Source organism: Mesorhizobium sp. M0848, from assembly GCF_040319805.1.
GTDB lineage: Bacteria > Pseudomonadota > Alphaproteobacteria > Rhizobiales > Rhizobiaceae > Mesorhizobium.
On sequence record NZ_JAMYOM010000004.1, the window covers coordinates 272,473 to 293,514 of the forward strand.

Below are 21,042 nucleotides of genomic sequence, written 5' to 3' on the forward strand. Positions count from 1 at the left end.
TGGTGTTTTATGCTCGCGTCTGGCGAGCCTGATATATGTCGTCCCATATAGGCCGGTTTCGACAGCGGCTCGAAAGTTTTTCGAATCTGGCACTACGCTTCGGCGAATTTGGCTTCAGTTCGGGTGCGTTCAGGCCGGCGGCAGTCGGCCGTTGCCGATGCGCTCCATGCGGTAGCGCAGCAGCCGCAGGATGCGGCTTTCGAAATTGACGCTTTCGACGCGGTCGAACTGAAGCTGGGCGCGGTCGTGCCTGGCCAGGACAGCCGCGGTGATCGCGGCCGCCTTGGCCTTGGCGGCGTCGCAGTTCTTTTGCGGGTAGGTGGCCTTCAAGGCCTCTTCGAGTTCGCCGCCATGGTTCTTGGCGATTTCGACATGGCGCTCCTCATGGCGCTTGATGTCGGCGGACAGCGTATCCCAGAACAGCCTGACATCGGCATCGGCCTTGCGCGGGCGGCGCCACTCGGGAAGGATCACCTTCACCTTGACGGTCACCACCGCGTCGGCGATTCGGCAGGAACTCGGTGTCTGCGCATAGCTGATACGGGTGGTGAAGGCCATTTGCGTGGCGCCCGGGTGCCGGGTGCCGGTGCTTTTCACCTCCGGCCCGCGTTTGGAGAGTTGTGCCTCGATGTCGTCGAGCGTGCTGCCGCCGATGGCGAAATAGCTGTACGTCTTGACGAGATTGGCGGCAGCCGCCGGAAGCGGGGTCATGGCGAGCAGCAGCGCGCAAGCCAAGGATTGTTTCACGCACAGGGACGGTTTTTTCATGCCAAGCATGGATCGTTTCATCATGTTGCCTCTTCGACCACCTTGCTTTACGGCCGTTGCCGGCGCAATGAAATTGATCCGCCAGGGATCACACATGATTGATGAACTCCATGGTCGATGAGCAATGACGGCCAGGCGATGGCAGTTGGCGCATGGACGCCATCTCGACCTTGGCGGCAAGGCCGTGGTCGTCGGCATCCTCAATGTCACGCCCGACAGCTTTTCCGATGGCGGCCAGTTCGACGCCCCTGAAAAGGCGCTGGCCCAGGCGCGCCGCATGATCGGGGAAGGGGCACTGGTCGTCGATGTCGGCGGAGAATCGACGCGCCCAGGTGCTGCCGCGGTATCGGCCAGTCAGGAACAGGACCGCATCCTGCCTGTGATCGAAGCGCTGGCGGGCGTGAGTGAGGTGCTGATTTCGGTCGACACCTATCGCGCCGACACGGCGCGGCTGGCGGTTGCCGCCGGCGCTCATATCGTCAACGATGTATGGGGTTTGCAGCGCGAGCCCGATATTGCGCGTGTCGCCGCCGACACCGGCGCCGGGCTTGTCATCATGCATACCGGGCGGGATCGCCAGAAACTGCCGGATGTGATTGCCGATCAATTGACGTTCCTGCGAAAGTCGCTGGAAATCGTCCGCCAGAACGGCATCGCCGACGATCATATCGTGCTCGATCCCGGTTTCGGATTCGCCAAGGAGACGGCGAAGGAAAATCTCGACCTAATGGCACGCTTTTCGGAATTGCATGCACTCGGCTTGCCGCTGATGGTCGGTACGTCGCGAAAACGCTTCATCGGCACGGTCACCGGCCGTGATGCCGCCGACAGAGGGGTCGGAACAGCGGCGACCAGCGTTATATTGAGGCTCCAGGGCGCCGATCTGTTTCGCGTCCACGATGTCGCATTCAACGTGGACGCTTTGGCGCTTGCGGATGCTATGCTGGCGCGTCAGACGGACCGGGCGAGAAACTGAGCGATGTATGTCATCCGCATGAAGAACTGCGCTTTCTTTGCCCGGCACGGCGTGCTGGACGAGGAGGAAAGGCTCGGCCAGCGCTTCTATGTCGATGCCGTTCTCACCGTCGATCCGGGCCGGGCGCTTGCCGAGGATTCCATCGAGGATACGGTCCATTACGGCATTGCATTCACCGTCATTGAAAAGATCATCACCGGGCAGCGCCGTTTTCTGATCGAGTCGCTGGCGCTCGAAGTGGCCCGTGCGCTGACGGCGCGTTTTCCGCAGATAAAGAAAGCCGAGATCACGGTGCGCAAGCCGAACGCACCGGTGCCCGGCGTGCTCGATTATGTCGAGGTGACCGTTGTCTGGCCCGAATAGTACCGTTTATCTCAGCCTTGGCGGCAATCTTGGCGATCCGGCGAAATCCATGGGCGCGGCGCTGCGAATGCTGGATGCCGACGCGGATACGCGCGTCACCGGCGTCTCGTCGCTTTATCGCACGCCGCCCTGGGGCAAGCTCGATCAGCCGGATTTTCTCAATGCGGCCGCCGAGATTTCCACCGTGCTTGCACCGCGTGCCTTGCTCGACCTCTGCCTCGATGCGGAGCGCAAGCTGAAGCGGGTGCGCGAGGAGCGCTGGGGGCCGCGGCTGATCGACATCGACATTCTGGTGTTCGGCGACCGCGTCATCCACGAGACCGGGCTGGAGGTGCCGCATCCGCGCATGCTGGAGCGCGCCTTCGTGCTGGCGCCGCTGGCCGAGATCGCGCCCAGCCTGGTTGTCAGCGGCCGCAGCATCACCGACCGCCTGGTCGCCGTCGATACCTCAGGCATCGAGCGATTGTCGTCCGGCCGGGATTGGTGGCTGGCCTGAGGTCCGGACGAGGCAGTAGCCGGATCTTCAGCCAGAGAAGCCGCCACCATCCAGGAACGCCTGCTCCTGCACCGTGGTTTCGCGGCCAAGCATCTTGTTTCGATGCGGAAAACGGCCGAAATGCTGAATGATATCGCGGTGTTCGACAGCGTATTTCAGGTAGGGCTCGGCCCTGGCCTGCGTCAGCTCGACCGAAATGTCCTGGTCGGCCAGCAGTTCCGAATGCTCGTACGGCAGGTAGAGGAAAACGCGGAGTTCTTCCTCGAGTGCCAGGTCATGGCCGGCCGCGACCGCCCTCTCTGCGAAATATCTAGCGAGCGGATCGGTCGCGTACATATGGCCGGTGCCGCGAAAACAGTTCCGCGGAAACTGATCGAGCAGGATCATCAGCGCCAGCGCGCCTTCGGCATGTTCCAGCCAGTCGTCGCATTCACGCCGAGCGGCGGCATAGTGCAGGCCGAGAAAGCGGTCGCGGAACTCGGCATCGAATGCTTCGTTCTTCTCGAACCAGGCATCCTCGCCGGCATCGCGCCAGAATTTGGTGACCGATAGGGCCCGGCTGTCCAATTCCATGCATAGTTCCTTGCTCAATCGGCGGGTTCGGACTTGTGCAGCACACCCGCGGTTTCTTCATTGAGTGCCTGACCAGGCCGGCGCGGCGTGGAGAGCGGTGTCGGAATCGGCGTGCCGATATTGCCTCTCAGGAAGCGCTGTCCGGCGCGAATGCCTTCGGCAAGCTGGGTTTCGAAGCGATCGGTGTCGCGGCGCCTGACGTCTTCGATCGTTTCAGCCACGTCTTCGGGGTCGACGCCCAGCGATTCCAGTGCCGAGCCACCGAAAACAAGTGCGGATTCGAAGGTTTCGCGCAGTTGGTAGTCGACGCCGGCACGAATGAGCTGCAGCGCCGTTCCACGGTCGAATGCGCGGGCCAGCACTGTGAGCAGTGGGAATTCGGCCTTGATCAGCTGGGCGATGCGAACACCCACATCGGCCTTGTCGACGCAGATCAGCACGGCGCGCGCCCGGCCGGCACCGGCGGCATGCAGGATGTCCAGTCGCGTGCCGTCGCCATAGTAGACCTTGAAGCCGAAATCGGCCGCCGCCTGGATCATTTCGACATCATTGTCGATGATCGAGACGTCGATGCCGCGCAGCAGCAGCGGCTGGCTCGCGATCTGGCCGAAGCGGCCGAAGCCGATGACCAGCACGCTGCCGGTCAGGCCATCGGCGACATCGACGCCGTCGAGCGACTGCTCGTCGCGCGGCGTCAGATAGCGCAAGGCGATGATCGCCAGCGGCGTCAGCACCATGGAGATGATGACGATCGCCGTCAGCGTCGCGTTGGCGTTGCCGTCGATGATGCCGACCGCCGCGGCCGCCGAGTAGAGGACAAAGGCGAATTCGCCGCCTTGTGCCATGAAGACCGCGCGCTCCAGGGCTTCGCGGTGGCCTGATTTCAGGATGCGGGCGACGATGTAGATACCGAACGCCTTCATCACCATGTAGGCGACGACATAAAGGGCGATCAGCCGCCAGTTCGCCGCGACCACATGCAGGTCGAGCGACATGCCCACCGCGAGAAAGAACAGACCGAGCAGGATGCCGCGGAAGGGTTCGATGTCAGCTTCGAGCTGATGGCGGAAGGTCGATTCGGACAAAAGCACGCCGGCCAGGAAGGCACCCATCGCCATCGACAGGCCGCTGAGCTGCATGGCGAGGGCGGATCCGAGAACGACCAGGAGCGCTGCCGCCGTCATCACCTCGCGGGCACGGGCATCCGCCAGGATGCGGAAGAACGGATTGAGCAGATAGCGGCCTGCCACCACCAGGCCGACGATCGCGGCGAGCCCGATGCCGACCTCGGTCAGCCGCTCCGACAGGCTGGTGTCGGCCCCACCGGGCGCCAGGAACGCGATCAGGGCCAGCAGCGGTACGATGGCTAGGTCTTCAAACAGCAGGACCGATACGATGCGCTGGCCTTTCGGGGCGGCGATTTCACCGCGTTCCTCGAGAAGTTGCATGACGATCGCTGTCGAAGTCAGCACGAAGCCGGCGCCGGCGACGAAGGATTGTGCGATCGGAAACCCTCCAGCCATGCCGACACCGGTCAGCAGCAGCGCGCAGACGCCGACCTGCAGGGCGCCGAGGCCGAATATCTCACGGCGCAGGCCCCAGAGCCGCGATGGCTGCATTTCCAGCCCGATGATGAACAGGAACATCACAACGCCGAGTTCGGCGACATGAAGAATGGCTTCCGATTCGGAAAAGACGCCGAGGCCGAACGGGCCAATCACCACGCCGGCGGCCAGATAGCCGAGAATCGAGCCGAGGCCCATGCGCTTGAAAATGGGAACGGCGACGACACCGGCAGCAAGCAGCGCCACCACCTGAACCAGATCACTGCCCGATGCTTCCGCCGCCATGCCTCTTGTCCCTGTGTCTCACAGCACTCCTTGCATGCAGTTGGAGCGGGAGGCAAGGCGAGAAATCTGCCGGGAAAGGTAGGGTGCCGTTGCAGCGATTCCCCTGGTGGAACAACGGTCCCCGCTTGCCTGTCGGACGTTCGGCATCTATATCTCGTATATGCCTGACTATTCGTCCCGGCCGTCTTCGACGCCACATATCCCGATGGATGCGCTCAGCGAAGTTTTACAAGACTTTCGCTTGAGTGGTGTCAACTATGGTCGCTGCGAGCTCCGGCACCCATGGAGCATAGACTTTCCGCAACAACAGCTGCTTCGGTTTCACTTTGTCGGCCAGGGCCCGTGCTGGATTCATACTGAATCGCAAGGCTGGCAGGAGTTGCGCGATGGCGATCTGGTGCTGCTGCCGCAAGGCATCGCCCATCGGCTGGCCAGCGCGCCGGACGTTGCAGGGGACTCGCTCGAAGGTTGCCAGGTGATCAAGTTGGGGGGCAACGTCTGCGAAGTGGTACGGCAAGGAACGGGAGCGACGAGCACCCTTTTCTGCGGCTCCATGGCCTTGGACTCCTATGCGCTCAACCCATTGATCACGTTGATGCCGCCTGTCATCAAGGGTTGCGACGTGGCCGGCAATGACCCGGTCGTCGGTCCTTTGCTGGCGGCCATGACGGTGGAGGCCTCGCAACCGCAGATGGGCAGCGCCACGATTCTGTCGCGTATGGCCGACTTGCTAACGGCCCGGCTCATACGCTGCTGGGTCAATTGCAACGGAGCCTCGACCACCGGTTGGCTCGCAGCCATCCGCGACCCCCATATAGGCCGGGCTTTGGCGGCCATGCACCGCGACCCCGGCCACAACTGGACGCTGGGAAGCCTGGCCGGCGTGGCAGGCCAATCGCGTTCGATTTTCGCCGAGCGTTTCAGTGCGGTATTGGGAGAGGGTGCCGCACACTATCTCGCCCGCCTGCGTATGCAGCTTGCCCGCGAATTGCTGGGCCAAAACGGCTTGTCGGTTGCCGAAGTCGCTACCCGTTTGGGCTATGATTCCGAGGCATCCTTCGCGCGCGCGTTCAAGCGCATCACCAATGTCTCGCCTGGCGTTGTGCGTCGCACAATTCCCGGACGAATGGATATGAATTTCGGATTCTAAGATACATATCATCCGAGCGGACTCGCCTATTTAAGACCTCCAAACTTTGGAGATCTTTCCGTGACTGACACAACATTACAGCTTGAAGACGCCGCGATTGGCCGTGATGCCGATGCACCAGCCGCGTGGAGCGCAGCCACTTGGTTCGCGGTCATTTCATTGGCGGCCACCAGCTTTGCCCTGGTGTCTGCCGAATTCCTGCCCGCAGGTCTGCTGACGCCAATGGCACGCGATCTCGGCATCAGCGAGGGGACGGCCGGACAGGTCGTCACCGCCACCGCTTCCGTCGGCGCCGTGACGGCCATGTTGAGCAATGTTCTCATCGGCCGCTTGAACCGCAAGGCGGTGCTGGTTGGTCTCAGCGCCCTTGCGGTCGGTTCCAATATCCTGGCGGCGCTGGCGACCGATTTCTGGCTGTTGCTGTTGGGCCGGGCCGGGCTGGGCATCGCTCTCAGCGCTTTCTGGGCACTTTCGGTCGCCGTCGTGGCGAGGCTGGTTGGCGCCAATGCGACAGGTCGGGGCATGGCGATCGTCACCCTCGGCGTCTCGCTTGCCACCATTGCCGCACCGTCGATGGGCGCGCTGATCAGTGACTGGATAGGGTGGCGCAGTGCCATGGCCATGACGGCCGGGCTGGCCGCGCTTGCCATGTTGCTGCAGTTTCTCAGCCTGCCGACCTTGCCTGCAACGGCAAGCAACAGCCTTGCAGATGTATTTCGGCTGACCCGGCGGCGCGGCATCCAACTCGGCATGCTGGCTATTGTTTTGCTGATGACGGGGCATTTTGCCGGCTCGGTCTATGTGCGTCCCTTCCTCGAACAGGTGACACTCCTTACAACCGGACCGATTGCCCTGGCTCTGCTCGGGTTTGGCATCGCTGCCGTGATCGGTAATGTTGCCGGCGGCCGCATGGCCGACACCAACATCCACATGGCCCTCGCAGTCACCGCAGCGTTGATGGCGGTTGCGGCACTTACTTTGGTGCTTTGGGGCTCGCATATCGGCGTTGCCTTCGGCTTCGTTACGCTGTGGGGTTTCGCCTTTGGCATGGCGCCGGTGGTGCTGCCGACCAATATGTCGCGCGCGGCGCCTGATGCGCTGGAGGCAGCGGGCAGCCTGATGGTCACCTCTTTCCAAATTGCCATCACCATCGGCGCGGTTGTCGGCGGCTATGTCGTGGACACCTATGGCGCGACTGGGCCTTTGACTCTGACTGCTATCCTTGCCGCATCGACCGCCGTCTTGGCGCTGCTGCAGCCGCGCTGCTGAACTTTGCTGCCGCTGATAAAATAGCCTGAATCCGGGCCGCCGCCGATGTTGCAGGCGCGATACACAAGTTGAGGCCGGGAACACGTTGCACCTTGCCGCAATCGAAGGCTAAGGACGCTCGGCTTCGGCCATTGGAGGGTGATCGACGATCAAGTCGCGCCCTTTTTGAGGAGATGACTGACATGAAGAAGTTTTTGTTTGTTGCCGTCGGCCTGGCGGTGCTTGCCGGTTCGGCTTGCTCGAAGGCGCCCGAGTGCACGGCGGAAATCGCGACCAAGAAGGCGCAGGACATGGCTGCAGCACTTCAGGAAGCGATTACCAAGGACCCGTCCAAAGCGGCTGATCTGACGGCCAAGGTCCAGGCGGTGACAACCAAGTATCAGGGCGCTACGACATTGGCCGACGCCTGCAAGGCCTATGACGAACTGACGGCCACGATCAAAGGCTAACGCCCTGATTCGATTGGATCAAACGAGGCGGCGCCCGGTGGGTCGCCGCCTTTTCTTTTGAATTGTTCAGTTCGGCGCGATGGAGCCGACTTCGACCGCGTCGACGCGCTTCAGGCTCATGCCGATCACCGGCACCAGCTGGTCGTCGACGCGCACGGCAATAGTCACCGTCATCGAATTGTCGTCAGGGATGCGAGCCTGCATGACGCCGCGCAGCTGGTTGCGGTTGATGGTGAAGACCACCTTGCGGGGATCGACGACGTTGCCGCCGATGATGTCGAGGCCGGAACCGGTCGCGCCACCCATGAAGCTGCCCTTGTAGCCCTCACGGCCCTTGCGCTCGATCTTGGCCGACATCGGTTGGGTGAACATGCCGACCCGACAGCCGCCGTCGAGCGACATGCCGACCTTGCCGTCGGGCGTCGAGCCGGTGAAGCTGCAGTTGAACTTCGTGCCTTTGTATTTGCCGGCGACGATTTCGCCGGGACCGATCCACTTGCCTTCGGCGGACTGGAAGAACTGCTTGTCCGGCTCCGCCGCAGAGGCCACTCCGGCAATGCCGACGACTGCCGTAATCACCGTTGCCAAGGGCAGGACGCTGGATAGAATTACGCTTTTCATCGACGACACCCGGCAACAAAGATGCTGTTTGGAACCCGTCTGACCATGAACAAGATTGGTTAATGCTTCGTCACCGCGGGGCCGCCGCAAAGCAGTCCGGTAACAATTCCGAAGGTCCAGACACTCCAGCCCGGCTCACTTGCCGGATGGGGTCGTTTCACCATCTTTCCTGGTTGCGAACGATGTCAGCGCCGAGAGGAAATCACCAAGTCCGGGACGCTTGGCGGCGCTGAAGGGCAGGGGTCGCGCCGTCTCCATCGCGGCAATGCCGATGCGTGCCGTCATCATGCCGTTGACGACGCCCTCGCCAAGCTTGGCCGAAAGGCGCGCGGCCAGGCCGTGGCCGACGATCTGCTGGACGAAACTGTCGCCGATCGCGATCGAGCCGGTAACCGCCAGATGCGCCAGCACGCTGCGCGCCAGGCGGAAGAAACCCAGCGTTCCCGGCCGTCCGCCATAGAGTTCTGACAGGCGGCGAATAAGCCGCCCGGCCTCGAACACGACATAGGCGACATCGACCAGTGCGCGTGGACTGACCGCCGTCACCAGCGAAACGCGTTTGGCGGCTTCGAGAATCATCACCTTCGCCCTGGCATCGAGTGGTCCGAGAATTTCAGCCTCGGCCAAGCGCACGAGATTGCCGCCGTCGATGATTTCGCCGCGCAGTTCGGCCAGCGCGCGCCGGCCGGCCGCGGTTTCGGGTTTGGCCGCGACAAAGGCCGACAATTCGTCGACGACCGATCGTGCAGCCTTGGGATCGTCGCGGGCGATCGCGTCGAGCGCACGCTTCTGCAGTTTTTCGACCTCGGCAAGGCGGGCGATCGCCAGGAACTCGCGAATCAGGATCACCATAAGCGCCAGCACGGCGATGGCAGCCATGCCCGCGGCCAGCCAGCCCAGCCATTCGGCGCGCGCGAAGAGGTCGCGTATGAGCTGGTCGGTCCACAGGCCGACAGCTAGCGAAACCAGCACGCCAAAGGCGCCGAAGAAGATGCTGCCGAGCAGTGAGCGTTTTCTGGGGGCGATCGCCGGCGGCGGCTCCGCGGCAATGATGTCAGGCTCGTCGAAGACATCGACTTCCGCCGGGATGACCATCGCGACATCGGCCTTCATCGCGCGGGGTTTGCGCTGGGCATCGGCCTGGGCACGGCGCGCCTGCGGCGCCTCTTGCCTTGGTTCGGCTTCCGGCTCGATGCGGAACGCTGCCGGCTTGCGGGGCGCAGTCATGCCAGATGATCTCCGATCAGGAACTGCAAGGCACGGTCGAGCCTGATATGCGGCAGCGACAGGGTGATACCTTCGGCCGTGCGTTCTAGCTTTGGGGGACGGAAACGGACGAAGCGGATTGCAGGGTCCGCGGCATCCTGCTTGTGATCGGCTCCCGAAAGATCAAAAACCGCATCAATTTTCTCCGGTAAATCACCGGGAAATATGGCTGTTTCAGTCTTTCCATCGAAGGTTGCGCCATTGATCTTCTCGCCGGCGATCGGCGTGCCGATAATGACTGGCAACGTCTCTCGGCCTTGCTTGACGGTGCCTTCGCGCGTCGCGCGCACCGCCGCCATGGCGACCACATCGACATCGGCGCCGGTGAAATTCGCCCGTGCCACGGCGCGGTCGGCAAGCCGCCGCACGATCGCCTGCAGCCGGTCATGGCTTTCGTGATGCAGATGGTCGGCCTTGGTCGCGGCAACCAGGATGCGGTCGATGCGCCGCGAGAACAGATCGGTGAGGAAGCTGCCCCGGCCGGGTCGGAAACAGCTGAGGATCTCGGTTACCGCGCGTTCCAGGTCGGCCATGGCGCCGGGGCCGGCGTTCAGCGCCTGCATGGCGTCGATCAGCACGATCTGGCGATCGAGTCGGGTGATGTGTTCGCGGAAGAAGGGTTTGACGACATGCGTCTTGTAGGCCTCATAGCGCCTGTCCATCATGGCGTGCAGCGACCCCGGGCGCGGACGCCTGTCGCCGATCCCGGCCAAGGGCGCGAAGGTCAGTGCCGGCGAGCCTTCGAGATCGCCCGGCATCAGGAAGCGGCCGGGCGGCAAGGTCGAAAGCGCCCGCTCGTCGAGCTTGCAGGCCTTCAGATAGGCGGCGAAGCTTTCGGCCAGGCGGCGCGCCGTCATCTCGTCGGCATCGGCGTTCGGGTCGACCCCGGCTGACAGCGCCCGCCAACTCTGCGAAAGATCCTCGCGCACCGGCAGAACGGCCATTTCGAAGGCTTCGTGCGAAAAATCGGCAAAGGATTTGCCGAGCAGCGGCAGATCGAGCAGCCATTCGCCGGGATAGTCGACGATATCGACCGACAATCTGCCGGAGGAAAACATGCGGCTCCAGCCGGAAGCCGATTCATATTCGATGGTCAGCCGCAGTTCCGAAATGGCACGCGTCGAATCGGGCCAGGCGCGGTCGTTGACCAGGGCGGCGATGTGGTCCTCGTACTGGAAACGCGGCACCGCGTCGTCGGGCTGCTGCTCGAGGAAGGCGCGGGCGATGCGCCCAGATTTCTGCGCCTCGAACAGCGGCAGGCGGCCGCCATGGATCAAATTGTGGACAAGGGCCGATATGAACACCGTTTTGCCGGCGCGGGACAATCCCGTCACGCCGAGGCGCAGCGATGGGGAAAAAAGCCCGGTGGCGCGGCCCGACAGCGTGTCGAGGGCAATCCTCGCTTCGTCGGTGAAGGTGGTCAGCGATGATGCCAAAATTTGCTCTCTCGGACTTCGGTCCGTCCGATATAGGCTCTGCAACCAGGCTTTGAAATGGCTTCAGAGATCGGCCGGCGTCAGGAACGCTTCGAGATAGCCGGTGCCTTGGGCGGCGCTGGCAAGATCGCCGTCGAAGCGGACGACCGCCAGGCCCGCGGTCGGGAACCCATGGTTCAGCGTGGCCCGCGCGGTTTCGTCGCCGTCGCCCGAAACTGCCATGGTGAGGTCTTCCATCATCGGGTTGTGGCCAATGACCAGCAATGAGCCTGATCCGCCATTGTCGCGGATAAGGTGGAGGTACCCGGCCGCGTCCGCGCTGTAGAGCGCGTCGAAGAACAGAACCCGGCCGGTGTCGGTCTGGCCGGCCAGGCCTTCCAGCGTCTCCTTGGCGCGCTTGGCATTGGAGCAGAGCGTCCGGTCCGGAACATAGAGGCGGGAGCGCATGGCGGCCCCCACCATTTCGGCATCGGCGCGGCCGGAGGCATCGAGCGGGCGATCGAAATCCCGCATGCCGGGCAGTGCCCAGCCAGCCTTTGCATGTCGCAACAGATAAAGCCTGCTCACCCAACCTCCGAATGCCGAAGCGTCCCGGGATTAGCCACGAGAACGGCGTTGCGCACAATGGCCCGTGCTCTTCAACACGGCGAATCACCCAATGCTGCTTGCTGCAAAGGTCTCTTGCGTATCGGCCCCCGGGGTCACGGCAATCTCGGAAAGCATGTGCCACCGGATCGAAAGTGTCTCGGCGAATTTTGTACCAAAGCGACCGTACGCGGCCGCAGAGACGCGTGACGGGTACTTTAACAATTGCGTGAGACAGCGGCCGATTGCGCTTGTGCAGGCGTCGGACGACGAATATATAGGCGCCAAAATTGGGGCAGTTTGGGTGAGTCGAATGAACGACATCGTTACCGCCGATTACGTACCCTCCGAAGACGAGCCGTTCATGAACGAGCGGCAGAAATCCTACTTCCGCTCAAAGCTCGTCACCTGGAAGAATGACATATTGCGCGAAGCGCGCGAAACACTGGAAATCCTGCAGCAAGAAAACGCCAACCACCCCGATCTGGCCGATCGCGCCTCTTCGGAAACCGACCGCGCCATCGAACTCAGGGCCCGCGACCGTCAGCGCAAGCTCATTGCAAAGATCGATTCCGCCCTGCAGCGCATCGACGAAGGCACTTACGGCTATTGCGAAGAGACCGGCGAGCCGATCGCGCTGAAGCGGCTCGATGCACGTCCGATCGCGACATTGTCGATCGAAGCGCAGGAGCGGCATGAGCGCCGCGAAAAAGTCTATCGCGACGACTGAAGGTCAAGGCCGGCGGCTCACGGCCGGCTGTCATCGAACGAACTCGATTCTGAAATGGCCGGTTTTCCGGCCATTTTTATTGGTGCGGCATCCACCGCTCAGGGCGGGCGAAGGCAGTAAACCCTTGATATTTGGCGCTTCGGACGAGGTGGTTCGGCAGTAGACCAGTAGACCGGCGACGATGTTTTCCGCGGGGATAGCGACCCGGCGGTTGCTCATCTCTTCTGACTGGAGAGTTCGCCGAGAAGCTTGGTCATCTCGTCGTCGAGCGACTGCGGCGCCGCCGGCTTGCCCACCGGGCCGCCCGAACGGGGCTGATCCAGCGACACTTCGAGTTCCCTCATCAGCGTGTCGTCGATGCTGTCCTGCACCGGCTGCGGTGGGGGCGGCGCGTGCCGGGCGGTGTTGGCGTTGGCGGAGCCGTAGGCAGGCAACGGCGTGACATTGGTCGGCTGATAGCTTTGCGTTGCCGGCTTCGGTGCAGGTGCCGGCGGCGCTGTTGTACGCGGGCGGGCGGGTGGCGTCGTGTTCACCGGCTGTGGAGCGGGAGCCTGTCTCGCCGGCGGCGGAGCGGGTTGCGGCGGACGCGGTCTTGCCGGGGCCGCGGCGGCCGGAACCGGCTGCAAGCCGCCATCTCCGGTCAATGCCGGCCGGCGTAGCGCCGAAAGTCGGATATCGCGCTCGACGACGACGTCGGTCGGGCCGCCGATCAGAAGCAGGTGCTCGATATCGTCACGGCGTATCAGCACCAGCCGGCGATGGCTGTCGACGGCGGTGGCATCCATGACGGCCAGTCGCGTCTTGCGGTTCCGGCCACCGGCGACGAAGGTTCCGAATGTCAGGTTGCGCACCAGCTTGATGATAACGAGAACGATAACCAGCAGGACAAGCGCTGCAAACGTCCACAACAATGCTGCGGCATAACCGGGACCTGCCACGCTATCGAGCCATTGCATTGGGTTCCCCTGATCGCCCTTGGAAGTGAAGAGACACTAGACCGTTGCAGCGGGCCACCGCAAGTTGCGTTTCACGCTGGTGAACAGCTAGAAAAACTCCGAAGCCTGGAAGACATCATTTTTATCCGACATTTGCCGCCCAGGCCTTTTCCGGACTAGGAGAATGTGATTCAACCCGCTAGGGGCGGGTGTCGGAACACCGGAATTCACGAGCAGGGGGCACATGGCCAAGGAAGCGCGCGGCGATTTCTATCCGGTACCGATCGTCGACCAGAATACGCGACCCGGCGCGGTCACCCGGCTTATCATTTTCATCGTCGTTCTGACGGGGGCGGCGATCGTCTTCGGGCTTTTCCGCGAGCGCCTCGGCGATCCTTTCCTGCTCGGCATGCTCGGCGTGCTGGCGATGATCGGCGTCGGCTTCCTGTTCGCGACGGCGATCGGCTTCGTGCAGGTCACGCCACGCTCGACAGGCGACGAACTGTCGAAATCCTTCGTCGATTCGATGTCGCAGGGGCTTCTCGTCACCGACACCAAGGGCCGCGTCGTCTACGCCAATCGCGCCTATGCGGATATGACCGGAGCATCGTCCGCTGCCGACCTGAAGACCGTCGAGGGATTGCTCTCGGATGTCCCCGAAGCCTCGGTGACGATCTATCGCCTGGCATCCGGCCTGCGCGACGGCCAGCCGGGCGACGGCGAGTTTAGGCTCGCACAGTCCATTCGGCCCGGTGCCGAGCCTGGCGCCCGCTGGTACCGGGCACGCGCCCGCGCCTTCAGCGTTCCAGGCCAGCGGCTGCCGATGCTGGCCTGGCAGCTTGCCGACATCTCGCAGGAGCGGGCCGAGCAGGAGCGCTTCTTCCTCGATCTGCAGAAGGCGATCGATCATCTCGACCACGCGCCGGCCGGCTTCTTTTCGGCCGACCAGGAGGGCCGCGTCACCTATATCAACGCCACGCTCGCCGAATGGCTGGGCATCGACCTCACCAGCTTCACGCCCGGCGCCGTGTCTCTGTCGGAGATCGTGGCCGGCGACGGCATGGCGCTGGTCCGCTCGGTCAAGGCCGACCCCGGCACCACACGCAACGCGGTGATAGATCTCGACCTGACGACCACGACGGGCGAAGCGCTGCCGGTGCGCTTCATGCACCGCGTTTCGGCCAGCCGCGAAGGATTGAACGGGCCGACACGCACGATCGTGCTCAACCGCACGCAAGGCGAGGATGCCTCTGCCGATTTGCGGGCTTCGGAAGTGCGCTTCACCCGCTTCTTCAACTCGACACCGATGGCGATCGCCGGCGTCGACCACAATGGGCGCATCCTGCGTACCAATGCGCCGTTCCTGTCGCTGTTTTCGTCTGTCGTCGATCGCGACGCCGTCGACCGTCGCGTACGGCTCGACACGGTGATCCATGAACGCGACCGGCCGGCCTTCGCGGCTGCCTTCGAGAAAGCGCAGCAGCGGCAGGCCGACATCGAGCCGATCGACACGCTTTTGCCCGGCAACGACGAACGGCACATCCGCTTCTACGTCAACGCCGTCGCCGACGGCACCGGCGGCGAGGGCGCCGAGGAGTCGGCCATCGTCTACGCCGTCGAGACAACGGAGCAGAAAGCGCTCGAAGGGCAGATGGCGCAAAGCCAGAAGATGCAGGCGGTCGGCCAGCTTGCCGGCGGCATCGCGCATGATTTCAACAATGTGCTGACTGCCATCATCATGGCGTCCGACCTTTTGTTGACCAACCACCGCCCGTCGGACCCGTCCTTCCCCGACATCATGAACATCAAGCAGAACGCCAACCGGGCGGCTTCGCTGGTGCGGCAGCTTCTGGCCTTCTCGCGCAAGCAGACATTGCGACCGGAAGTGCTCAACCTGACCGACGTGCTCGCCGATCTCAGGATGCTGCTCGCCCGCCTGGTCGGCAACGACATCAAGCTGAAGGTCGACCATGGCCGCGACCTGTGGCCGGTCAAGGTCGATATCGGGCAGTTCGAGCAGGTGGTGGTCAACCTTGCGGTCAACGCGCGCGACGCAATGCCGGCGGGCGGCGATCTCACCGTGCGCACCCGCAATGTCACCGCCGAGGAGTGCAAGGCCTTTTCCTACCGCGAACTCGCCCCGGCGGACTATGTCGTGGTCGAAGTCGAGGACACCGGCAGCGGCATCGCGCCCGACGTGCTGAAGAAGATTTTCGAACCCTTCTTCACCACCAAGGAAGTCGGCAAGGGCACCGGCCTTGGTCTGTCGATGGTCTACGGCATCATCAAGCAGACCGGCGGCTTCATCTTCTGCGATTCCGAAGTCGGCAAAGGCTCGACTTTCCGCATTTTCCTGCCGCGTCACATCGCCGAAGCGAAAAAAGCAGGCGAGCCCGGCGATGCGCCGGCGGCGCCGGCAAAGGTCGCCGATCCGGCCAAGGATCTGTCGGGCTCGGCCACGGTGCTGCTCGTCGAGGACGAGGATGCCGTGCGCATGGGCGGCATGCGGGCGCTGACCTCGCGTGGATACACCGTGCACGAGGCATCGTCGGGCGTCGAGGCGCTGGAAGTGTTCGAGGCGCTGGGCGGCAAGGTCGATATCGTCGTTTCCGACGTGGTCATGCCGGAAATGGACGGACCGACACTGCTTGGTGAATTGCGCAAGCGCCAGCCGGACATCAAGTTCGTCTTCGTGTCCGGCTACGCCGAGGACGCATTCGCCAGAAACCTCCCGGCAGATGCGCATTTCGGCTTTCTGCCCAAGCCGTTTTCGCTCAAGCAACTGGCGACGATCGTCAAGGACGTGCTGGAGTCTTAGAGCCTTTCCCATGTTCCTCCTTGCACAACGCCGTGACAACGCCATGATTGCGGGTGAAACGGCAGGAAGGCTTAGGGGAGCAACTTGTGACGCCGCACAACGAAGCGGACAAGGACGACTACGCCGACACGGTGTTGTTGCCGGGTGATCCGCAGCGTGCCGAGTGGATGGCGCGAACGTTCCTGGAAGCGCCGCGCTGCATCAATCGCCGCCGCGGCACGCTTGGCTTCACCGGGCTGTTTCGTGGCAAGTCCATCAGCATTCAGGCGACGGGCATCGGCGTTTCATCATTTCTGATCTATGCGCATGAACTGCTGGACCATTATGGCGCCCGGACCTTGATCCGCACCGGCACCTGCGGCAGCCTGACCGCAAAGGCGAAACTGCGCAGCCTTGTCATCTCACAATCGGCACAGGCGGAAAGCGCCCAGAGCGGCCAGGTCTTCGGCCTCTATGGACCCGCTGGCCCCGACCCGGCGCTTCTCGCATCGTCACTGGCCAAGGCGGTAGAATTCGGCATCGACCATCATGTCGGCCTGACGGTGTGCAGCGACATCTTCTATCACCCGGAAGGGCGCGCCCGTTTTGCCGTTGCGCGGTCGGAAGGAGCCCTGGCCGTGGACATGGAAACCAGCGCGCTCTATCGCATATCGGAGCATTTCGGAGCGCGTGCGCTGTCGATGTGTGTCGTGGTCGACAACATCGAGACCGGCGAACAGACCGACTATTCCGAGCGCCAGGAATTGTTCGCAGACATGAGCCGTCTGGCGCTCGCTGTCGCAGCAGAGAGCTAGAGTACGGGTCTACCGGGTCAGCCCCTTGCGTACGGCAGCGACATCGTCAGAGGAGACCGCCGGGGCGGCGTTGCCCCAGCTGGCGCGCACATAGGTCAGGACGTCGGCGACCTCCTGGTCCTTCAGGCGCCAGGCCAGGGAGGGCATGGCGGGCGTAGTCGGTGCATCAGCCGTGTGCACGGCCTGGCTGCCGGCAAGGACGAGCCGGGCCAATGTTTCGGAACTGCCCTGCGCGACGATCGAATTGCCGGCAAGGGAAGGGAAAAGCACGCCTGACCCGGCACCATCTCCACCATGGCAAGCCGAGCAATTGTCGCGATAGATTGCCTCGCCCGTTGCCATCCGTGTCGCGTCAGGCTTTGCCGGTTGGACGCTGTCGACATCCGAGCCCAGGCTCTTGAGGTAGACTGCAACCGCCTTGAGATCAGGATCGGTCATTTTCGACGTGGAGTTCTCGATGGCCTCCGCCATCGGACCTGATGCAATCGAATGCGCGTTGACGCCGGTCTTGAGGTATTGGACCAGATCCTCCTGAGACCATTTCCCAAGGCCCGATTGCGCATTGTTGGTGATGTCGGGGGCAAACCAGCCTTGCAGGGAGGCACCTTGCAGGAACTCGCTGTCCTTGTCGGCGCCAAGGAAAGATTTGGGCGAGTGGCAGGTGCCGCAATGTCCTGCACCCTGGACGATATAGGCGCCGCGATTCCACTCCGCCGACTTGGAGGAATCCGGCTGAAAGCTTGCCTCGGTAAAGTTGAGGGCATTCCAGCCCAGCATCGCCAGCCGGATGTTCAACGGGAAGGGCAGCTGATTGGCCTCGACCTTGTTCAATACCGGTTCAACCGTCGTCAGATAGGCCCACAGGTCGGAAATGTCCCGATCGTTCATCCTGGTATAGGCGGGGTAGGGCATTGCGGGGTAGAGCCGCACGCCATTGTGGCCGATGCCTGACTTCATCATGCTGCGGAAATCGGCTTCCGACCAATTGCCGATGCCCGTTTCGCCGTCGGGGGTTATGTTGGGCGGGACAAGCATGCCGAACGGCGTTTCGAGCGGCAGTCCGCCGCCAGCGGTTTGCCCCCGGCCTGCGTATGACAGCCTGCGCAGTCGCCGAGCACGGCCTGATACTGTCCACGTATGATCTGGTCCGCCTGGTCGGCACTCCGTGCCGGGCCCGCGTTGAGGGCCGCGGCGCCGATGGCGAGCGTGAAAACGAGCTTGTTCATGCCTGCACCAGGGGTGCACCGGGATTGCGCAGATATTGATTGCGGATGGCATCGGCGGCACGGAAGGCGAGCGCGCCGACGGTTCCTGTCGGGTTCTTGCCGGCATTCTGCGGGAAGGCCGACGCGCCGATGACGAAGACATTGGGGACGTCCCAGCTTTGGAGGAAGGTGTTGACCGCGCTCTTCTTCGGGTCCGTTCCCATGATGGCGCCGCCCGTATTGTGGGTGCTCTGGTAGGGGACGCTGTCCCAGCCCTTCTTGCGGCGGCCGACGGCGTACTGCTTGCCGCCGAGCGCCTTGGCGATTTCCTCCATCCGGTCGCAGACATAGTTCGACATGCGAATGTCGTTGTCGGGAAAATCAAACGTCATGCGCATCAGCGGACGACCGAAACGGTCCTTGTAGGTCGGGTCGAGGTCGAGGTAGTTGTTGCGCGTCGCGTAGCTGCTTCCCTGGGACGAGTAGCCAAGCGTGCTCTTGTAACCCTCGACCGTTGCCTTCTTCCAGGCGCTGCCCCATTTCGGCGTGCCGGGCAAGGTCGGCCTGGTTCCGATCGGGCGCCCGTTGGTGGGAATGCAGTTGATGCCCGCGCCGCCGACGAAGTCCAGCGCGCCGTGGTCGAACGCGTCACCATTGTAATCGTCGATCGTCTGGCCGAGCGCGCCGGCGGCGATGAACGGGTTGAAGTTCTTGTCGTCGAAGAACACCTGCACGCCGGCATTTGTCTGGTAGCAGTAATTGCGCCCAACCGTTCCTTCGCCACTGCCGGGGTCGTAGATCTTGCCGATGCCGGACAGCATCATCAGCCGGGCATTGTGCAGGCCGTAGGCGCACAGCAGCACCAGATCGGCCGGCTGGAAATATTCCTCGCCTGACGTATCGACATAGGTGACGCCGCGCGCCGACTTGCCTTCGGGAGCCAGATCGACATGCAGAACCTCGCTGTCGGTGCGAACTTCGAAATTCGACTTCTTCATCAGCACGGGAAGGACGGTGGTCTGGGCGCTCGACTTCGAATAGTTGGCACAGCCGAAGCGTTCGCAGAACCCGCAATAGGTGCATTGACCCATGGCGATGCCGAGCGGGTTGACATAGGCCCGCGACATGTTGGCGGATGGGGTCGGGAAGGGATGCAGGCCGATCGACCGGCCGACCTCGGCGAACAGGGTTGGCGCGTAGGTCATCTGCATCGGCGGGTTCGGATAATCCCGCGACCTTGGATCCTCGAACGGATTGCCGCCTTCCTGCAACTGCCCCTTGATATTGCCGGCCTTGCCCGAGATGCCTGCCAGATACTCGAACTGGTCGTAATAGGGCTCCATCTCCGCGCCGGTCACGCCCCAGTCCTCGACCTGGAGATCGGCGATTCTCGATGCACCGTATTTCTTCGTCAGATTGGTCTTTATCTGAAAGTCCGAATCCCAGAACCGCCAGGTGTGGCCGTTCCAGTGGACGCCGGCGCCGCCGACGCCGTTGCCGGGGAGAAAGGAGCCGAAATCGCGCATCGGCAGCGCCTTCTGCGACGGGTCATTGCGCACCGTCATGGTTTCGACGGTCGGCTGCAGGAAGAGGTCGCGCCGGATGCTGTAGCGCAACTCGTCCTGCGCATAGCCGATGTTGAAATCGGTTGCCGTGTCGCGCCAGGGGCCGCGCTCTATGGCCACCACGTCGAGGCCCTGATCGGTCAATTCGTGGGCCAGAATGGATCCCGTCCAGCCGAGGCCGACGATCACGACGTCTTTGCGAGGCAGTATCTTGGTCATGATCAGGCGCCTTTGCCGAGCCATTCGGGACGCCCGATGATCGAGACAGGCGGCTGCGGATATGGCTGATTGTGTTTGCTGACATGGTCGCGGTAGTCGTAGCGGGCACCTGGAAAACCAAGCATGCGCCACGAGACCATGTCCTTGTTGCCGCCATAGACGGGGTCGGCAAAAAACCCTTCCATGGTGTTCTGCAGCAGAAGCCCGAAGAAACCGGGACCCTTGACGCCATTGGGCAGGTCGACTTGCCCGGCCTCCATTGCCGTCAGGAAGGCATCCTGTTCGGCCGATGCGAGCTCGACGAATGTCTTGCCGTCCCGCTGTTTCAGGAAGGCGTCGATGGCGGCAAGCCCGGTGCGGTAACGCTGCGCCGGATTGGCCTCGCCCTGATAGCCCTGGGTGGGCAGTCCAGGCAGAAACGGGCCTTGCGTGTAAAGCCGGCTCGACACTCCGAACGCCCCCATCAACTGCCTGTCGATATAGACGGCGCAACCGGCTTCCTTGCCGCCCATGCTGAGCTCGTCGGCCGGAATGATGCGGTCGACGATCGCCTCGACAAGGGCTGCTTCCTGGGCTGAGAAAAAGTGCCAGCCGCCGGCCACGACCTGCGCGGGTGGATCGGATGCCATTGGCGTCCAGGGCAAAGTGCCCGAGAACGATCGCGCAAAACCGGCCGATGTCGCGGTTGCCGTAAATATTGCGACCGAGGACAGGAAAAGACGCCGATTCATTCGAACAGGATTGCGATGGTTCATATTAGGAATCTCGAAAATAAGAGAACGCACCCGGGAAGTGACGCCAAAGTAATCATGACAACGATAGTTAGTTTAATCCGCAGATCGAATGCCGATAGACTGCGAGATGAAAATGACCTCGTCAACCACATCACAAAATCGTTAGCGAGGGTTCGGTCGACTGCCGATCGGGTCTGGGTGTGTTGTTGAAGCCGGATGGCTGCCCGGAAGTCGGGCCAC

20 protein-coding genes are annotated in these 21,042 nt (G+C 62.8%); 9 read left to right on the forward strand and 11 right to left on the reverse strand.

Features of this window, described 5'->3' with window-relative positions; translation table 11 throughout:
- Positions 1–129: 129 nt before the first annotated feature.
- The gene (locus NKH95_RS06590; RefSeq protein WP_352440309.1) at positions 130–789 is read right to left on the reverse strand and encodes a DUF922 domain-containing Zn-dependent protease; all 660 of its coding nucleotides are present in this window, start codon (positions 787–789) and stop codon (positions 130–132) included.
- Between the two features lie 103 nt (positions 790–892).
- Between NKH95_RS06590 and folP the strand changes: the two genes are divergently transcribed.
- From folP to folK, 3 genes are read left to right on the forward strand one after another with little or no spacing between them, the layout of a single operon-like run.
- Entirely contained in the window at positions 893–1,744 is an 852-nt protein-coding gene (gene folP, locus NKH95_RS06595; RefSeq protein WP_352552995.1) for a dihydropteroate synthase, read from the forward strand.
- Between the two features lie 3 nt (positions 1,745–1,747).
- Complete coding sequence (folB, locus tag NKH95_RS06600; protein ID WP_023813034.1) at positions 1,748–2,107, forward strand: dihydroneopterin aldolase; 360 nt, start codon at positions 1,748–1,750, stop codon at positions 2,105–2,107.
- The gene (folK, locus tag NKH95_RS06605; RefSeq protein ID WP_023813033.1) at positions 2,091–2,603 is read left to right on the forward strand and encodes a 2-amino-4-hydroxy-6-hydroxymethyldihydropteridine diphosphokinase; all 513 of its coding nucleotides are present in this window, start codon (positions 2,091–2,093) and stop codon (positions 2,601–2,603) included. Before folB ends, folK begins: the two co-directional genes overlap by 17 nt.
- A gap of 27 nt (positions 2,604–2,630) precedes the next feature.
- Here folK and NKH95_RS06610 read toward each other — a convergent pair whose 3' ends face one another.
- Both NKH95_RS06610 and NKH95_RS06615 read right to left on the reverse strand, forming a co-directional pair.
- A complete protein-coding gene (locus NKH95_RS06610; protein ID WP_023813032.1) occupies positions 2,631–3,176 on the reverse strand; it encodes a DUF924 family protein in 546 nt (181 codons plus the stop codon).
- A gap of 14 nt (positions 3,177–3,190) precedes the next feature.
- Positions 3,191–5,026 carry a monovalent cation:proton antiporter-2 (CPA2) family protein gene (locus NKH95_RS06615; protein WP_023813031.1) on the reverse strand — a complete coding sequence of 612 codons (1,836 nt, stop codon included), beginning with the start codon at positions 5,024–5,026 and terminating at the stop codon, positions 3,191–3,193.
- A gap of 160 nt (positions 5,027–5,186) precedes the next feature.
- Here NKH95_RS06615 and NKH95_RS06620 point away from each other — a divergent pair, with 160 nt between their 5' ends.
- From NKH95_RS06620 to NKH95_RS06630, 3 genes are all read left to right on the forward strand, one after another.
- Positions 5,187–6,176: an AraC family transcriptional regulator gene (locus tag NKH95_RS06620; protein ID WP_023813030.1), complete on the forward strand. Its 990-nt coding sequence runs from the start codon at positions 5,187–5,189 to the stop codon at positions 6,174–6,176.
- 60 nt (positions 6,177–6,236) lie between these two features.
- Positions 6,237–7,445 carry an MFS transporter gene (locus NKH95_RS06625; RefSeq protein ID WP_352891220.1) on the forward strand — a complete coding sequence of 403 codons (1,209 nt, stop codon included), beginning with the start codon at positions 6,237–6,239 and terminating at the stop codon, positions 7,443–7,445.
- A 182-nt stretch (positions 7,446–7,627) separates the two neighbouring features.
- Positions 7,628–7,894 (forward strand): hypothetical protein, encoded by a 267-nt coding sequence (locus tag NKH95_RS06630; protein ID WP_027036746.1) that lies wholly within the window; start codon positions 7,628–7,630, stop codon positions 7,892–7,894.
- Between the two features lie 66 nt (positions 7,895–7,960).
- Here NKH95_RS06630 and NKH95_RS06635 read toward each other — a convergent pair whose 3' ends face one another.
- From NKH95_RS06635 to NKH95_RS06650, 4 genes are all read right to left on the reverse strand, one after another.
- The gene (locus NKH95_RS06635) at positions 7,961–8,515 is read right to left on the reverse strand and encodes a hypothetical protein (RefSeq protein ID WP_127295926.1); all 555 of its coding nucleotides are present in this window, start codon (positions 8,513–8,515) and stop codon (positions 7,961–7,963) included.
- Positions 8,516–8,650: 135 nt separating this feature from the next.
- Entirely contained in the window at positions 8,651–9,742 is a 1,092-nt protein-coding gene (locus NKH95_RS06640) for a YcjF family protein (RefSeq protein ID WP_023813026.1), read from the reverse strand.
- On the reverse strand, positions 9,739–11,217 hold the full coding sequence (locus NKH95_RS06645; protein WP_352612810.1) for a YcjX family GTP-binding protein: 1,479 nt from the start codon (positions 11,215–11,217) through the stop codon (positions 9,739–9,741). The genes NKH95_RS06640 and NKH95_RS06645 overlap by 4 nt, the downstream gene beginning before the upstream one ends.
- Before the next feature lie 63 nt (positions 11,218–11,280).
- The gene (locus NKH95_RS06650) at positions 11,281–11,784 is read right to left on the reverse strand and encodes a SixA phosphatase family protein (RefSeq protein ID WP_352612812.1); all 504 of its coding nucleotides are present in this window, start codon (positions 11,782–11,784) and stop codon (positions 11,281–11,283) included.
- 331 nt (positions 11,785–12,115) lie between these two features.
- Here NKH95_RS06650 and dksA point away from each other — a divergent pair, with 331 nt between their 5' ends.
- Complete coding sequence (dksA, locus tag NKH95_RS06655; RefSeq protein ID WP_013531862.1) at positions 12,116–12,532, forward strand: RNA polymerase-binding protein DksA; 417 nt, start codon at positions 12,116–12,118, stop codon at positions 12,530–12,532.
- 215 nt (positions 12,533–12,747) lie between these two features.
- Here dksA and NKH95_RS06660 read toward each other — a convergent pair whose 3' ends face one another.
- A complete protein-coding gene (locus tag NKH95_RS06660; RefSeq protein ID WP_352440300.1) occupies positions 12,748–13,488 on the reverse strand; it encodes a hypothetical protein in 741 nt (246 codons plus the stop codon).
- Between the two features lie 223 nt (positions 13,489–13,711).
- Here NKH95_RS06660 and cckA point away from each other — a divergent pair, with 223 nt between their 5' ends.
- Positions 13,712–16,285: a cell cycle histidine kinase CckA gene (gene cckA / locus NKH95_RS06665; protein ID WP_023813021.1), complete on the forward strand. Its 2,574-nt coding sequence runs from the start codon at positions 13,712–13,714 to the stop codon at positions 16,283–16,285.
- 86 nt (positions 16,286–16,371) lie between these two features.
- Complete coding sequence (locus NKH95_RS06670; protein ID WP_352612813.1) at positions 16,372–17,079, forward strand: purine-nucleoside phosphorylase; 708 nt, start codon at positions 16,372–16,374, stop codon at positions 17,077–17,079.
- Positions 17,080–17,088: 9 nt separating this feature from the next.
- Here NKH95_RS06670 and NKH95_RS06675 read toward each other — a convergent pair whose 3' ends face one another.
- The 3 genes from NKH95_RS06675 to NKH95_RS06685 all read right to left on the reverse strand — a co-directional run bounded on the left by NKH95_RS06675 (position 17,089) and on the right by NKH95_RS06685 (position 20,697).
- Positions 17,089–18,114 carry a c-type cytochrome gene (locus NKH95_RS06675; protein WP_352891223.1) on the reverse strand — a complete coding sequence of 342 codons (1,026 nt, stop codon included), beginning with the start codon at positions 18,112–18,114 and terminating at the stop codon, positions 17,089–17,091.
- 187 nt (positions 18,115–18,301) lie between these two features.
- Positions 18,302–20,068, reverse strand: coding sequence for a GMC family oxidoreductase (locus NKH95_RS06680; protein ID WP_352868620.1), 1,767 nt, complete (start codon positions 20,066–20,068; stop codon positions 18,302–18,304).
- 2 nt (positions 20,069–20,070) lie between these two features.
- A complete protein-coding gene (locus NKH95_RS06685) occupies positions 20,071–20,697 on the reverse strand; it encodes a gluconate 2-dehydrogenase subunit 3 family protein (protein WP_352868618.1) in 627 nt (208 codons plus the stop codon).
- Positions 20,698–21,042 lie beyond the last annotated feature (345 nt).

Coding starts and splice junctions, on each gene's coding strand:
- NKH95_RS06660 (WP_352440300.1), bottom strand. CDS start 13,488: ATGCAATGGCTCGATAGCGTGGCAGGTCCCGGTTATGCCGCAGCATTG.
- cckA (WP_023813021.1), top strand. CDS start 13,712: ATGGCCAAGGAAGCGCGCGGCGATTTCTATCCGGTACCGATCGTCGAC.
- NKH95_RS06615 (WP_023813031.1), bottom strand. CDS start 5,026: ATGGCGGCGGAAGCATCGGGCAGTGATCTGGTTCAGGTGGTGGCGCTG.
- NKH95_RS06610 (WP_023813032.1), bottom strand. CDS start 3,176: ATGGAATTGGACAGCCGGGCCCTATCGGTCACCAAATTCTGGCGCGAT.
- NKH95_RS06680 (WP_352868620.1), bottom strand. CDS start 20,068: ATGACCAAGATACTGCCTCGCAAAGACGTCGTGATCGTCGGCCTCGGC.
- NKH95_RS06635 (WP_127295926.1), bottom strand. CDS start 8,515: ATGAAAAGCGTAATTCTATCCAGCGTCCTGCCCTTGGCAACGGTGATT.
- NKH95_RS06590 (WP_352440309.1), bottom strand. CDS start 789: ATGAAACGATCCATGCTTGGCATGAAAAAACCGTCCCTGTGCGTGAAA.
- dksA (WP_013531862.1), top strand. CDS start 12,116: ATGAACGACATCGTTACCGCCGATTACGTACCCTCCGAAGACGAGCCG.
- NKH95_RS06620 (WP_023813030.1), top strand. CDS start 5,187: ATGCCTGACTATTCGTCCCGGCCGTCTTCGACGCCACATATCCCGATG.
- folB (WP_023813034.1), top strand. CDS start 1,748: ATGTATGTCATCCGCATGAAGAACTGCGCTTTCTTTGCCCGGCACGGC.
- NKH95_RS06630 (WP_027036746.1), top strand. CDS start 7,628: ATGAAGAAGTTTTTGTTTGTTGCCGTCGGCCTGGCGGTGCTTGCCGGT.
- NKH95_RS06685 (WP_352868618.1), bottom strand. CDS start 20,697: ATGGCATCCGATCCACCCGCGCAGGTCGTGGCCGGCGGCTGGCACTTT.
- folP (WP_352552995.1), top strand. CDS start 893: ATGACGGCCAGGCGATGGCAGTTGGCGCATGGACGCCATCTCGACCTT.
- NKH95_RS06640 (WP_023813026.1), bottom strand. CDS start 9,742: ATGACTGCGCCCCGCAAGCCGGCAGCGTTCCGCATCGAGCCGGAAGCC.
- NKH95_RS06675 (WP_352891223.1), bottom strand. CDS start 18,114: ATGCTTGTCCCGCCCAACATAACCCCCGACGGCGAAACGGGCATCGGC.